Source organism: Proteinivorax tanatarense, assembly GCF_040267685.1.
Lineage (GTDB): Bacteria > Bacillota > Proteinivoracia > Proteinivoracales > Proteinivoracaceae > Proteinivorax > Proteinivorax tanatarense.
Genome location: NZ_CP158367.1, coordinates 2,093,861 through 2,108,710 on the forward strand (window position 1 = coordinate 2,093,861; position 14,850 = coordinate 2,108,710).

11 protein-coding genes are annotated in these 14,850 nt (G+C 32.8%); 3 read left to right on the forward strand and 8 right to left on the reverse strand.

The window, feature by feature from the left end; translation table 11 throughout:
• Positions 1-2 precede the first annotated feature (2 nt).
• From PRVXT_RS10390 to PRVXT_RS10420, 7 genes are all read right to left on the reverse strand, one after another.
• Entirely contained in the window at positions 3-362 is a 360-nt protein-coding gene (locus PRVXT_RS10390) for a VOC family protein (protein WP_350342804.1), read from the reverse strand.
• A gap of 115 nt (positions 363-477) precedes the next feature.
• Positions 478-1,770 carry a TldD/PmbA family protein gene (locus PRVXT_RS10395; protein ID WP_350342805.1) on the reverse strand — a complete coding sequence of 431 codons (1,293 nt, stop codon included), beginning with the start codon at positions 1,768-1,770 and terminating at the stop codon, positions 478-480.
• A 1-nt stretch (position 1,771) separates the two neighbouring features.
• Positions 1,772-3,151 (reverse strand): TldD/PmbA family protein, encoded by a 1,380-nt coding sequence (locus PRVXT_RS10400; RefSeq protein ID WP_350342806.1) that lies wholly within the window; start codon positions 3,149-3,151, stop codon positions 1,772-1,774.
• A gap of 148 nt (positions 3,152-3,299) precedes the next feature.
• Positions 3,300-5,882, reverse strand: coding sequence for an ABC transporter permease subunit (locus tag PRVXT_RS10405; protein WP_350342807.1), 2,583 nt, complete (start codon positions 5,880-5,882; stop codon positions 3,300-3,302).
• A gap of 85 nt (positions 5,883-5,967) precedes the next feature.
• Complete coding sequence (locus PRVXT_RS10410; protein WP_350342808.1) at positions 5,968-8,424, reverse strand: ABC transporter permease; 2,457 nt, start codon at positions 8,422-8,424, stop codon at positions 5,968-5,970.
• A 42-nt stretch (positions 8,425-8,466) separates the two neighbouring features.
• Positions 8,467-11,025, reverse strand: a complete 2,559-nt coding sequence (locus PRVXT_RS10415) for an ABC transporter permease subunit (RefSeq protein ID WP_350342809.1) — start codon at positions 11,023-11,025, stop codon at positions 8,467-8,469.
• Entirely contained in the window at positions 11,025-11,900 is an 876-nt protein-coding gene (locus PRVXT_RS10420) for an ABC transporter ATP-binding protein (protein ID WP_350342810.1), read from the reverse strand. The genes PRVXT_RS10415 and PRVXT_RS10420 overlap by 1 nt, the downstream gene beginning before the upstream one ends.
• 182 nt (positions 11,901-12,082) lie before the next feature.
• Here PRVXT_RS10420 and PRVXT_RS10425 point away from each other — a divergent pair, with 182 nt between their 5' ends.
• Complete coding sequence (locus tag PRVXT_RS10425) at positions 12,083-13,459, forward strand: class II fumarate hydratase (RefSeq protein ID WP_350342811.1); 1,377 nt, start codon at positions 12,083-12,085, stop codon at positions 13,457-13,459.
• Positions 13,460-13,586: 127 nt separating this feature from the next.
• Here PRVXT_RS10425 and PRVXT_RS10430 read toward each other — a convergent pair whose 3' ends face one another.
• Entirely contained in the window at positions 13,587-13,721 is a 135-nt protein-coding gene (locus tag PRVXT_RS10430; RefSeq protein ID WP_350342812.1) for a hypothetical protein, read from the reverse strand.
• A 173-nt stretch (positions 13,722-13,894) separates the two neighbouring features.
• Here PRVXT_RS10430 and PRVXT_RS10435 point away from each other — a divergent pair, with 173 nt between their 5' ends.
• Both PRVXT_RS10435 and PRVXT_RS10440 read left to right on the forward strand, forming a co-directional pair.
• Complete coding sequence (locus PRVXT_RS10435; RefSeq protein WP_350342813.1) at positions 13,895-14,128, forward strand: hypothetical protein; 234 nt, start codon at positions 13,895-13,897, stop codon at positions 14,126-14,128.
• 47 nt (positions 14,129-14,175) lie between these two features.
• Positions 14,176-14,730 carry a YidC/Oxa1 family membrane protein insertase gene (locus PRVXT_RS10440; protein WP_350342814.1) on the forward strand — a complete coding sequence of 185 codons (555 nt, stop codon included), beginning with the start codon at positions 14,176-14,178 and terminating at the stop codon, positions 14,728-14,730.
• Positions 14,731-14,850 lie beyond the last annotated feature (120 nt).

The following is a 14,850-nucleotide window of genomic DNA, read 5'->3' on the forward strand; positions in this document are numbered from 1 at the left end:
TCCTAATCTAAGAATTTTTGTATTTCTAGAGAATAACCATTTGGGTCTTTTGTGAAAAAGTGGTATATGTTAAATTTTGGGTTAACTTTTGGTTTGGGAACATCTAAGCCAAAATTTATAAGACTTTTATAAACTTTGTCTACATCATCGGTAAGTAAGGTTATTATAGGGCTTTTCTCTTTAGTTAATACCTCTAAGTGACTACAAAAGCCTATTTTACCCCCTTCTCTTACTGAGTAAATCTTACATAAACCTTGATCTTTGTAAAGATTAAGACCAAGAAGTTCATGATAAAATTTATGTGTTTTCTCTAAGTCATCGGTTCCATAAAAAGCTACCATTCCAGTCCAGTTTGTAACCATAATACTCGCTATCCTCCTTTGAAGTCTTCCAATAGACTCTTTTTTAATAGTAAGTAAGAAACTAGAAAACTGACATCTTCTAGTTTCCTTTAATATATTATTTGTTTGCTGTTTATTATTTTGATGAAATCACTGCATTTCTAAGTTGTATATACGGCATTAGTGTTTGACCATTATTTAAGCGTTCTTTGGAAATAGCTTTAATGTCCTTTAGCATATCAAACAGGTTCCCTGAAATCATCGTTTCCTTTATGGGATATTGAATTTTTCCATCCTTAACATAGTAACTATTTTTTGCTATGCCAGAGAAGTCACCATTTGGTGCTGGCTGCCCTCCTGAAAATCTAGCTAAAATGATTCCCTGATCCATAGATTTAACCATTTCATCAAAACTCTTATCTCCCGGTTCAATTACTATACCTGAATAAACAGAGGTTGATGGTCCTCTTTCAAAGCCAGTTTTAAGAGCGCCGTAATAATTTAAGAGATAGTTTTTTAGCACCCCAGCTTGAAAAAGATAGTCGTTTCTATTAACAAAGCCATCTTTTCCGAAATAGTCTTTAAGTGCAAGCTTTCTTGAATCTGGCTCAGTTTTTATAGTAAGCTTTTCATCTAGTAGTTTTTCTCCAATTTTTCCTTTAAACTTAGATATTCCGGAAATCATATACTGGTTAGATAAATGAGATAACAAAAAGTACGTCATTGCACTCATGCAGTCGGGAGTTATGATAACATCACCCGTAAATTTTTTCTGCTCAATAGCCTTTGGTTCTAGATGGTCAATTGATTGTTCTAACAAATTACTTAATGCCCCTAATTGCAATATAGCTCTATCTAGATCCTTAGTTGTTTGAACCGTGTAGTTAAAAGAAGACGTTTTTTTATTTTCTTTGGCAAAGAACATTACAGTAAAGTTATACTGACTATCCTCAGAATACAGCTCTACTCCACCTGTATTTTGATAATAACTTTTTATTTTATTATGCTCTAAAATAGCTTCCTCGATGACTAACCTATCATATTGCTCATTTACATCCTTTATAAATTCCTTAAGTCGCCTATGCATCATTTCTACATCTAATTGTGTTTCGCTATCCTTAAATTCCTTTTTTAATTCTCCATTTGGAATATCATTAGCTGGGTCTGGTTCTGAGTTTTTAGCATTTTGTGTAACTTCCATTGCAGCTTGTTCTATAGAAAGCTCATCAATTTTATTAAGCTTTATAACATCTTTTTTTTGATCGATAAAAGCTGTCATTTCTATGTTGTATTCTTCTAAACTCCTTAACAGGCTAACCTCTCCTGAGTTAATATTCATCTCTTCTTTAATTTCTTTGCTTACATTAACCTCTGCCTTTTGAGCACCTTTGTCCTTTAATTGATTTAAACATAGTTTAAGTAGCTCCATTTTACCGTCCTCCTATATTGATTTTACATTTTATAGCAGGTCCACCCATTCCTACAGGAATACCTTGTTTTTTACCACACATTCCTGAATTGCTCCAAGACATTTCATCAGAAACCATGGTTATTGTTTTTAGCATGTCAAATGCTACTCCAGAGATTGTTGTATCTTTGATAGCTCTTGTGATTTTGCCTCTTTTTATCTCGTATCCATTTGGCACTCCAAACATAAACTCACTAGTAGAATCTGCCTGACCGTTACTTGGTTTGGTTAAATAATATCCATCATCTATAGACGCTATCATATCTTCTAAGTTATCTTTTCCTGGCAAGATTGCTGTGTTTCTCATTCTAACTAGCGGCTCGTCAGAAAATGCATATGCTCTTGCATTACCGGTAGGCTGATGCCCTAAATCTACAGATAGGTCTTTATTATTCATGAAGTTTTTCAAGATACCATCTTGTATGATAACGGCATCTTTAGGCTTTGTACCTTCATCATCAATATAAACGGGAACTGGGCAAATATCACCATTATACTCATATGCAAAATCCACTAGGGTAACTAGCTCGCTAGCCACTTTTTGACCTAAATAATCTTTTGCAACTGAACCGCTTTTAACCATATCAGCTTCTGTGGTGTGGCCAATTGCTTCATGGGCTAAAATCCCCGCAAGATTTGAGTCTAAAATAACGTCTCTATAACCAGCTTCAGGATATACACCCTCTGATTTTTCCCGCACCTTTTTATAGGTTTCATCAACTTTTACAAATAAATCTTTAGGGTTATCAAAATAATCTTCGTATTGCCCTAGCCCTCCTAAAACTTCATAGGAATCGTACGTAACTCCATCTTTTTCAAGGGATAGACTTATCATGACTATGGTCCGAGGGGTTAAGGTATAACCTGCAGCCCCAAAAGAAGTTAACAAACTTTTTTCCATATCCAGGTTATTTATTACAAAAGTGGATGATTTTAAGTCTTTATAAGTGGAAGTAGCATATTGATGTAAGGCTTTTAAAAAATCAATCATTTCTTTGCGCGACACTAAGTTTTTCTTGGTGGAAAAATCCTTAGTTACCTCAAATGATTCATGGGGTAATGGGCCTTTATTTTTCTTTTCTAAGCTAGAAAGCCTGTAGGCATTTTCTTTAGCTTTATTTAAAACTTTTTTCACCGATTCCTCATCAATTTTGGGGCTGGCTGCAAACCCAAATACACCCTTGTGATAAATTCTAGAAGAAATCCCACTTGATGTGTTTTTCTCGTTGCGAACTAGATTTCCATTTACAAGTGCTATAGCTACATTAGAGTTTTTTTGAAGCCGTAGCTCGGTATGGTCTGTGAAACAGTCTTGAAAACCCCTTAAATAATCTAACTTCACACGCCTCTCCTCCTTATTTTTCTTTATTTTCTGGCTAATAAAATAATTCTACAAAAGAAACTAAGTTCCCTTTATTTAACTCATTTTTTCGCCATTACTAATGTATGTGACTTTTTAATAGTAGTATGACTTAAAGTTACCTCTAGCATCAATCTGTTCTTTCTAAATCTACTGACTTAAAGCGCCTAATCCGTATATGTGGTTTTGTTAAAATTATATATCCTACTAGGATAAGTAAAACAGTTAACCCCAACAATAAAATAATTCCGTTAATAAGATTGACTTTGGGGTTGTTTAACAAAGTGGCATATTCCCCGCTGACAACCTTATGGATATTTAAGTAGGTAAAAGGGGATATATGAGCAGTCTGTCTTAAAAATTGAGTAAACTGATAACCTAGTACACCGATTATCGTTGTTAAAGTCATTACTCCAACCTTATGTTTTATAAACAGAGCCAATACATTTGTTATAGCGGTAAAAAACAAAGCAAGTGCTATAAACAAACCTAAGCTTTCCGCTAAATGTCTAGCAAGGGAAACAAAGTGAAAACCCCGGTTCCAGTTTGAAACAAAAACTTCTGTTCCAGCATAATCATCTGCACAAACAATCGCCTCAGGATCATATCGCAAAATAGGGTAGTTCCAATCCCCAAAACGATCTCCCACAGTGGATACCACCATAGCTATCAAAAAAAACAGAATGCAACTTGACACAATGGCTATTTTAGAACTTATTAGTTCTCCTAAAAAAAGGTTTTTCTCTGAAAGTGGCTGTGTTTTCAAAAGAGCAAAAGTAGATTTTTTACCTTTTTCCGAAGCAAAACCGCCTCCTAAGATAAAGATAAATATCACTAAAGGCAAGAAAAAGATATACCTCTCAAAGTAATGGTAGAGTATAAACAATCCATTTGAATCTACCATCTGGATGTGATTTTCTTTTAAAAACTGCGAACGCTCCTTTGAGGAATGCTCAAATATATTTGGTATTTGATTTTGAGGAAGAAATATGGGGTTAATATCCTTTTTTAGAAGCAAATTAGTTTCTTCTAAACCAACTTTTGTAGAGAATTGGGCTGGATTCCCCCTTTGTTCCACAATGGCCTTAGCTCTGCCAGTTTCTATTTTACCGGCACTTGATTTAATATCAAAAAGCTGATATTCGTATAAGGGAACCCAATTCCCCTGGTTATACCCTTCAACTGCAGACTCTAATTTTTCATGCTTTAAATTTAAGTATTCTATACCAACGTTCCATTCATTTTTAGCGGCATAATAGCTAACCTCATCATATGCATTTTCTAAACTTATTTTCTTGCTTTCCTTTGCTTCAGGTATTTTTTCAAGTTGAATAATATCTTTTTTTTCTTCTAACATATTAATGTATGTGAGCTCAACTTCTCCAGCCTGTTTTGAGATAGTTGAATATATAAAAAGCACTACTAATATAAGCAATCCAAAAGCTTTGAGTAGCAAACCCTTTCTCACAATTTTACGCCACTGGAAAACAGCTATGTTCCACTTTTTTAATTGAATACTACTTGTTTGTCCTTTGATAAATGGTTTTTTTATATTAGAAGTATAGAGAAAACTAAGCTGTTTTTCTGGTAGATAAATTGCTAATAGGATAAGTAAGCTACTCCAAACCACCAATATTATAGGGAACACCAAATCAGTCAATTTCGGTGTGTGGGCTAGAAGATTGTAGTAAAAATGATAAAAAGGGTTTATCGCATGCTGAAGTGGGGATATCCAATCAGTTAAAAAATACCCTGTAAGCAAAATTAAACTTGTTAAAATTATAGTTGTAAAAGCATTTTTACATAGTTTGTTAGGTATCATTGCTATGCTAAAAGCGAAAAAACTAACAAAGCTAAAAAAAAATGAAGCCCTAAGCAAATACATACTTGTGGGAATTATGATAAATGAATCATCACTTTTCAATACCTGAGGATAATTAAGTTTTATTGAATAATCGCTAAATATAGCTGGAAGTATAATGCCTACTACCATAACCATAACTAAAAATATAATAATTATCACAGATAGACTAATATATTTTGAAACAATTATCTTCCATATTGGGATAGGCTGAGTTTTTAATGTTCCCCATGTTCCTTCGTCTTTTTCATCTGAAACCCCAGCTCCAAAAAAGAGAACTAAAATCAAAACTCCAGCTATTCCAAATAAAAAAGATGAACTCTGAATTAAGTTTAGATGCGGTGAATCGGGGTATATTTCATCTTCATAAAACATATCATTCTCCCTCAGCCAAGCATTTTTACTTATTGCTATTTCTTTATCAACTCCTTGAAAGTACTCAAGAGGAGCTCCCCCCAATTTTTCATATGCTTCAAGTTCCTCATAAAATTCCGCCTCAGAAGCTAAAATATCATCCCATTCTCGATGGTCCCAAGCAATCCTCCACTTGCCAGCTACTAATCTTCTCCATTGAAAAAGAGTTCTTAACATATCTTGACTATGCTGATATAATTCTGCTTCTTTTTCAGTAAATTCACGATTATTTCTTATATGTGCAAATTCCTCTTGTTGAATTCCAATCGACCTTGAATAAGTACCTATTTCTGCCAAAATTTGATGCTTAACTTTTGAAAATTGAGATATATTTTGATAATATACCCCCGCTGTAACTGCAGTTATAACTATTAAGAGCCAAACTAGCTTTTTCCTTTTCATTAACTTTTTTACTTCAAACTTAATAGTTCCCCCCATTATTTTCCTCCTTAACCTTAGTGATGATTACCGCTACATATAACCTGAAACTTTATGGGAAATTACTGTACCTTTTTGTGTTAGACTAACCTTTATTACTCTGAACTGAAATATTATACCCCACTATGACCAGTGCAGCTGTTAAAGTTAAAAGCAATACATTTCCTGTCCAAAGATTAATTTTAGGGTTATTCATTAACGTTGCAAACTCCCCACTAACAACTTTAGGGATGTTTAAGTAAATAAATGGTGAAAGATGAGCTGTACTCCCTAAAAATTGACTTAATGCATAACCTCCAGCGTTAATACCCAACGTTAAGGTGAAAATTCCAGTTTTACTTTTTATAGCTAACGCCAGCAAATTGATTATCGAGATTAAAAACAAAGTAATTGAAAAGAATAATCCTATACTTTCTACTAGATGCCTGCCAAGATTAACAAAGTGGAAACCCCTATTCCAACCAGCCACAAAAACTTCTGTTCCAGTATAATTGTCTTGGCAAACAACTGGCTCTGAGTCATAACGCAGGATTGGATAATTCCAATCTCCAAATTGGTTTGCTATTGTAGAAAACAACACCACTACCAAGAAAAACACTACACAACATAATACCACCGTTGAAATACCGCTTAACACCTTCCCTAAAAAAAGTTTATTTGTCTTTATCGGCTGACCTTTTAAAAAGTTAAATGTAGGCTTTTTTCCCCTTTCTGATGCAAATCCTCCTCCTAACAAAAATAAGAAAGTCGACAATGGTATAAAGTAAATATACTCTTCAAAGTAATGATTAAACGTAAATAATCCATCACTACTTATCGTCCTATTTTGGTTTTGGTACCATTGGTAGTTATCCTCTTGAAATATATTTTTTGCCTTGTGCTGAGGAATAAAGATTGGAGATATATCATTTTCCATCATTAACTGGACTTCCTCGACACCAGTTTCTATGGTAAATTGTGTAGGATGACTAAAAGCGTCTCCTTTACTAGTTAAGTTAAAGATTTGATAGTCATACAGAGGTGTCCAGTTTCCACTATAATATCCTTCAATAGCTTCTTCTTTTTTTTGTATTCTATTATTTAAGTTCATTATGGTTGTTTCCAAACTGGGTTGGTCCTCTAGCCTTTCTTCCATATCAGGAATAACATCATTCTCCAATCTACTGATCTCATTTTCTAAATTATTAATATATGCTTTTTCTGTTTCAAGTGATAGTTGTGATAATGTTGAATACAAAAAAATAATTAAAATAAAAAGCAAACCAAATGCTTTTAGTAGCCATCCTTTTCTAAAAATTTTCCTCCACTCAAACACATATAAACTCCAAAAACTAGATTGAAACCTTCTTGTTTTTCCTTTGCTGAAGGGATGTTTAAAGTTAGAAGTATTAAAAAGGCTTATTTGCTTTTGTGGCAAATATATAGCTAAAAAAACACAAAGCATACTCCACCCTCCCATCACTAGAGGATAAAGAAGGTCAGAGGAGCTTGGTATACGTGACAATGTATCATAGTAAAAATAGGAAAAAGGGTTTATAGGGTGTTGAAGTAGCGAAATCCAATCAGTTAAAAAGTAGCCTGATAACAATACAGCGCTGGTGCACGCTAGTGTGGTAAGTGAGTTTTTACAAAGCCTATTAAGTACCATAGCTATACTAAAAGAGAATAAACTAACAAAAATAAATAAAAAAGATGCCCTAAGCAAGTACATACTGGTTGAAACAATTAAAAATGATTCCCCTGTTTTTAGAACCTGGGGATAGTTAAGATTTATTGAGTAGTCACTAAATATTGCTGGTATAATTAATCCTACCGTCATTACCATAATTAAAAATACAACAGTTATTACAAACAAACTGATATATTTTGAGACAATTATTTTCCAAGGTGGAACAGGTTGAGTTTTTAATGTATACCAAGTTCCCTCTTTTTTTTCATCAGTAATGCCAGTTCCAAATAAATAAACGAGGATTAAAACCCCAGCTATGCCGAATAAAAAAGCGGAAATATGAACCAAATTTAGGTGTGGAGAGTTAGGATATTTTTCATCCTCATAAAATATATTATTTTCTATTAGCCAAGCATTTTTTTCTATTGCCATGTCTTTTTCAGTTCCCTGGAAATATTCCAGCGACCCACCTCCAAGTTCTTGATACTTTAAAAGTGAGTTATAAAAACCTTCTTCATAGGCTAAAAAATCATCAAAATCTCCAGAGTTTAACGCCCTAGACCAGTGATTTTCTAAGGCTATCCTCCAAAACATCAAATCCCTTAACATTTCTTGAGTAAGGTCGTATTTTTTTGCATGATGCTCCTGATATTCACCTTCTCTTTTTAGTGTTATAAGATCACTTTGTAAATAGCCAACCGATATCTCCAGTTCTTCTTCTACCTTATAGAGCACGTCATTTCTAACATCATAGTATTGAGATACATTTTGATAGTATATTCCCACTGAGGCTATAATTACAACTATTAACAACCAAATTAACTTTTTACATTTATATAATTTTTTAAGTTCAAGTTTAAGCAACCCAAACATCAATGCCCCTCCTCTACACATCTTTTAATGGTAAATTTAGATTTATCCCTCGATAGTTTTCTCCTCAGAAGGTTTATATCCTTTATTGCTCTTAATAAAAAATAAATATCCGATTATCATTATCATCGTTGAGAGCGTTATAAGCAATATACTACCGGTAAGAAGATGAATTTTAGGATTATTCATCAATGTTGCAAATTCACCGCTTATAGTTTTAGGAATGTTTAAGTAAACAAATGGTGAAAGGTGAGCTGTTTTTCCTAAAAATTGGCTGAATGCATATCCACCAGCGCCAATAACAGCAGTTAACGTAAGTACTCCAATTCTATTTTTTATATATAACGACAGGATGTAAGAAATTGTTGTTAAAAATATGGTAATTAACATAAACAGAACTGTACATTCTGCCAAAAATCTAGCGATAGATATAAAGTGAAATCCTCTATTCCATCCCCTCACATAAGTCCTAGTTCCTGCGTAATCAGGAGAATCAACGACAGGCTCAGAATCATAGCGCAGTATAGGATAATCCCAATCTCCAAATCCATTTAAAGTTGTGGATACTAAAACTGCAGTCATAAAAAAAATTAAACAGCACATTATAATCATAATTTGTCCATTTAACATTTTACCGAAGAATAGTTTGCTATACTTTATAGGTTGGGTCATTAAAAAATTTATAGTAGGTTTATTTCCCCTTTCTTGAGTAAGTCCGCCGCCAAAAATAATTATAAAAATTATAAGAGGGATCAAATAAATGTATCTTTCAAAATAATGATAGAAAGTAAAAACACCATTTTGACCAATTCTACTTCGGATATTCCTAGACCTTGCTTCATCATCCTCAAAAATATTTGGAAGATGATATTGAGGTATAAAAATTGGTTGAATGTCGTTTTCCTTTTTTAACATAACCTCTTCCAAACCAGAGTCTACAGAAAATTGTCTAGCTGTTCTCCTTAAGCTTCTGCCGCCTCTGCCAGTAGGGATGTCTCCATTAGATACTTGAAGGTTAAAAAGCTCATTTTCATAAAATGCTGTCCAGTCACCTTTATAATATCCTTTTACAGCAGCCTCCTTCTTTTCTAAACTTTTATAAAGATACTCAAGTTGAATTTCCCAACTTTCCTTAGTTGTTTGGTAAAAATCTTCATGGACATTTTCTAACTCTGTTTCCATCATTTCCTTTGATTCGGGGATGGTTTGTTGCTTGTTAATTTCTATCCTTTCTTCTAAATTCCCAATATATTCTTTCTCTGCTTCGGTAGCTCTTTGTGATAATACAGAGTAAATAAAAAGAGTTAAAATAAACAATATAGCAAAGGTTTTTAAAAGTATTCCTTTTCTTCTTATTTTTCTCCATTGAAAAATATTAACAGTAATTATCTCTGAACTTTTATCTCTTGTTATGCCTTTTTTAAAAGGTGATTTAAAGTTCTGGCCATAAAGGAGATTGATTTGCTTTTCAGGTATTAATATCGCTAACAAAATAAATACTCCACTCCACAGTACTAATACCATAGGATAAATAAGATCCATTATGTTAGGAAGTTCTTTCAAGTTTGGATAGTAAAAATGATAAAAGGGGTTAATTGCAGTTTGAAAAATCTCTAACCACCCTGTTAAAACGTAACATAAAGACATAACTACAATAGTCATTATCAACGACGTAAAAGAGTTCTGAGCTGTTTTATCAAATACCAGTGATATGCTAAAAGCAAAAGCAGCAACAAATAAAAACTGAAACGCAGCCCGAGCTATAAGAACGCTAGTTGATACTAAAGTAAAAGATTCTCCTGTTTTTAAAACATGGGGATAGTTAAGATTAATAGAATAATCACTGAAAATAGCAGGTACAAGTAGCCCAACTATTACAACCATAGTTATAAATAAGGTTAGAGCCACTGATAAACTAACATATTTTGCCAATACTAATTTTGATATTTTTACTGGTTGTGTCCTTAAGGTAAGCCATGTATGTTTACTCTTTTCTTCGCTAATCCTGCCTCCAAATAAAGCAATTAAAATGGAAATTCCAATAATACCAAAAAGAAAAGAAGAACTTTGAACTAGATTTAAATGTGGTGAATCAGGGTAGGTTTCGTCCTCATGAAAAAAGTTATATTCCATTAACCAATTATTCTTAGCTATAGCTATTTCTTTCTCAACCCCCTGAAAGTGAAGTAAGGGTTCTCCCCCTAGCTCCTCTTCGTATTTTGCTAAATCATCGTAGAATTCTTTTTCAAATATTAATAACTCTTCCCAGTCTCCAAAGTAAAAGGCTCTACTCCACCTGTTAGCTACGGTGTTATACCATCTTTGAACTGACCTTAACATATCCTGGGTATGTTGGTATTGTTTTTGTTGAATATCATCTAGGCTACCTTTTTTCTTTCTTTCATGAATGAACTCATTTTGGTGAATACCTATAGATCTCCTATAAGCTCCAATCTCATCTAATGTATCTCTTCTAACATTTGAGTATTGCGAGATATTCTGGTAGTAAACCCCAGCTGTAGCTACAACTACAACTACCAACAGCCATAAAAACTTTTTCCCTTTTAATAGTTTTTTTACTTCAAATTTTAAAAGTCCAACCATCAGCTATCCTCACCAAAAATCATTTTATACCTTTCTTCAGAGCCCCATACCTTTTTTTGAATATCGTCAAGCACAATTTTATTTTTTTCCAACTCTTTAAATACAAGGTATAAATCAGATGCCTCTTTAAACACCCTTAATTTATCATCTACAATTTCTACAGGTATTTCATAGCCTTCTAAAACTTCTTTCGCCTTTTTTGAATCACTTATACTTAAGTCATAGCAAGTTTTTTCATATACCGAAATATCTTCTTTTATGAGATTTCCATCTTTCAAAAACATAATTTGTGAAGTTAAACGATCTATTTCATCTAAGTTGTGGGATGATAGTAGAATGGTTGTTCCATCTTTATATAATTTGAGCATAATTTTGCGAATTTTTATTGCATTAGACGGGTCCAATCCATTTAAAGGTTCATCTAATATTAATAGCTTGGGCTGATTTACTATAGCCATGGCTAAAAGTAAGTGCTGCTTCATACCCAATGAATATTTACCTACTTTTTTGTGCATATAAGAATCAATTCCAATCCAGTTAACAACTTCTAAAATTTTTTCTTTTGTTATCCCTTGTACGTCTCCTATAAATTGTAAATGATCATAACCAGTGAGATAATCATAAAGCACAGAATTGTCTTGCATATATGATATTTCTCTAAATATATTGGGATCTTTATTACTTTTGCCCAACACTGTTACATTGCCAGTATCGGCAGAAAGTAAGTTAGTTATTACATTTAAAAGTGTAGTTTTTCCTGAACCATTAGGTCCTACAAGGGCTATAATCTGTGGTTGGGTTATTTCAAATGTTATACCTTTAAGTACCTCTTCTTTCCCATATGATTTTCTAATTTCTTTAACTGATAAAATCATGTTTTTCCTCCTTAGTAGCCTTTTACATATATAGACGTAACAAAATAAAAAAAGTTTCAACTTTTTAGTTATTTTTTAACGTAATTATAATCTTTTTTATACAAATTTAGTAAATGGAAACAATAAGTTATATAAACCATCATTTGAATATCAGTTTAGAAAATTATCTTCAGGAGGTTTTTATGAACACAACCAATAAATTTCGTTTAGAAAATGATGCGCTAGGTAACATTATGATTCCAGCTAATGCATATTATGGGCCACAGACCCAACGGGCAGTGGAAAATTTTCCTATAAGTGGTTTAACATTACCCCAATGTTTTATCAAAGCTCAGGGAGTTATTAAATCCTCCGCAGCTGCAACAAATGTTGAACTAGGCTCCCTACCTCCCCAAATAGGCAAACCTATTATTGCCGCTTGTGATGAAATCATTGAGGGAAAGTGGGATAGCCATTTTGTAGTTGATGTGTATCAAGCAGGAGCTGGAACTTCACAAAACATGAATATAAATGAAGTTATTGCTAATCGTGCAAAAGAAATAAGTAATGGTTCTGAAGATATACACCCAAACGACCATGTTAATATGTCACAGTCTACAAACGACACATTCCCCTCAGCTTTGAACATTGCAGCAGTTGAAAGTATTAGCGAGGGTCTACTTCCTGCATTAGAGAAACTACAACTGGAACTACAAAATAATGCTGATCAATTTATGCCTATAATCAAAGCAGGGCGCACTCATTTGCATGACGGTGTACCCATAAGGTTGGGGCAAGAATTTGCTGGATATGCTGAAACCATTAGAAGCGTTAAACAACAAATTCAAAGTAATATAACAAATTTATACGAAATTGGATTAGGAGGAAACGCAGTTGGTACAAAAATTAATTTAAATCCCCAATATACACAAAAAATTATCGAAAAGATATGCATAAAAACTAATCGTCCTTTCCGTCAACCTAAAAATATATTTGCTTTTATGCAAAACATGAGTGAGCCTATCCGCTGCATGTTAACTTTAAAAGAATTATCAATTCATCTAATAAAAATCACAAGTGACCTTCGCTTGCTAAGTTCTGGTCCTAGAACAGGGCTTGCAGAAATATTACTTCCTCCAGTTCAACCTGGTTCTACTGTTATGCCAGGAAAGGTTAATCCTGCTATATTAGAAATGACTCATATGATCTGTTGCCAAATCATTGGTTACGAAACGGCAGTCTCAACAGCAGGTAAAGCAAGCCAATTAGAAATTAATGTTATGATGCCGTTGATTGCCCACACTTTTTTACATTCGTTGGAACTATTAACTAACACTTTAAACACATTAGTGGACAAATGTATTAAAGGAATCCAAGCCAATACCTCTACATGTAAAAAGTGGATGGAAGAAAGCTTGTCGTTAGTTACGGGCTTAAGCCCAATCATAGGTTATGACGCTGCATCACAAATAGGCATAAAGGCGGACTCAGAAAATAAAACATTAAAAGAGGTTTTGCAGGAAAAAAATCTATTAACTGATGAAGTTCTTAAAGCTATTGATCCTAAAGGAATGGTATAATACATCAAAAAAAGTTAGGAGAGAGCTATCTGCTCTTCTCCTAACTTTTTTGTTAAATACTTTAATTAAAAATAAAGAAGCATATAAGGTTTATTTCCTTATATACTACTTTATCTTTTTAACACTCTTATAAGATTCCCAAGGTTAATAAAACTACTGCTGCTACAGCTGCAAAGATCACTAGCTTAAATAGCTTTTTCATAATCCCCAAAACAACTATTCCCAAAGCTAAAAAAATCGCTACTGAAATTAAGATATCCAATATGTACACCTCCATGTCCAAATGCACTTGTTCCACACATTCACCATTATTCTATATTATATCACTTTTATCTTCTTGCAAGTGATTAATTTAATATTTTCTGGCAAAAATCATCTACATAATATATAATGTTAATAATGAAAAATATATTCGAGTAAAGAGGGAGTGATTACGTGAGTTTTGATATTAATATAGCATGGATTTTTTCCCTTTTTGTTCTTATGCCATTTTTTAGTTTTACTACTATATTCTTTATAAGTAAGTTGAAAAAGTCTTCTATTGACCACAATTTTGATAACACTAACTTAGTTCCTTTAATTAACGTTGACTTATACAAAAAATTAACAGTAGTTAATTATGAAGCTTTTAACAAATATCAAGTGTGGAAATTATACAACCAATATTAATTTTAGTTAATCTCTTTCACAAACTAGAATAAAAAGGAGAGATTAACTTGTCACTTTTTACACATATATTTGATTTATTTTATTCCGTTACCAATGATTATGGTTTAACTATTATTGCATATACTTTATTAGTCCGTTTAGCTATGCTTCCCCTTACAATAAAACAGAAAAAATCTATGGGAAAGACAAAAAACTTAGTTAATAAAACTAAACTACAGAGTGATAATAAGCAACCTAAGCCGAGTTTAGCACCTCTTTTACTATTTGTACAAGCACCTATATATATAATGATGTTTAGGGTTTTTTCAACAAATGTAGTTAGTACTGGGTCATTTCTTTTGCCTTGGATAACAAATTTGTCCTCACCTGATCCATACTATATTTTACCTATTCTTTACATTATAATACAACTTATGCCCAACTTTTTGGTTTCATTGGATATAATAAAAAATGCCTCTGTACCCAAATTTTCTAAATCAATGATTGTACTACCAGTTATTATGTCAGTGTTATTTATTTCAAAACTTCCAGCTTCATTATGTCTTTATATGCTTACAAATAATTTTGCCTCAACATTAGAAAAAATTTTTATCAATGTTTAATGGGTTATAGCTTTACAAAAAGTGGTAAAGGCTTCTTTCAGAAAATACACCGTCAATAACTTATTATAAGCCAAAATCCTAAGAAAGTTTTTAACTACTTTCTTAGGATTTTTATTGTAA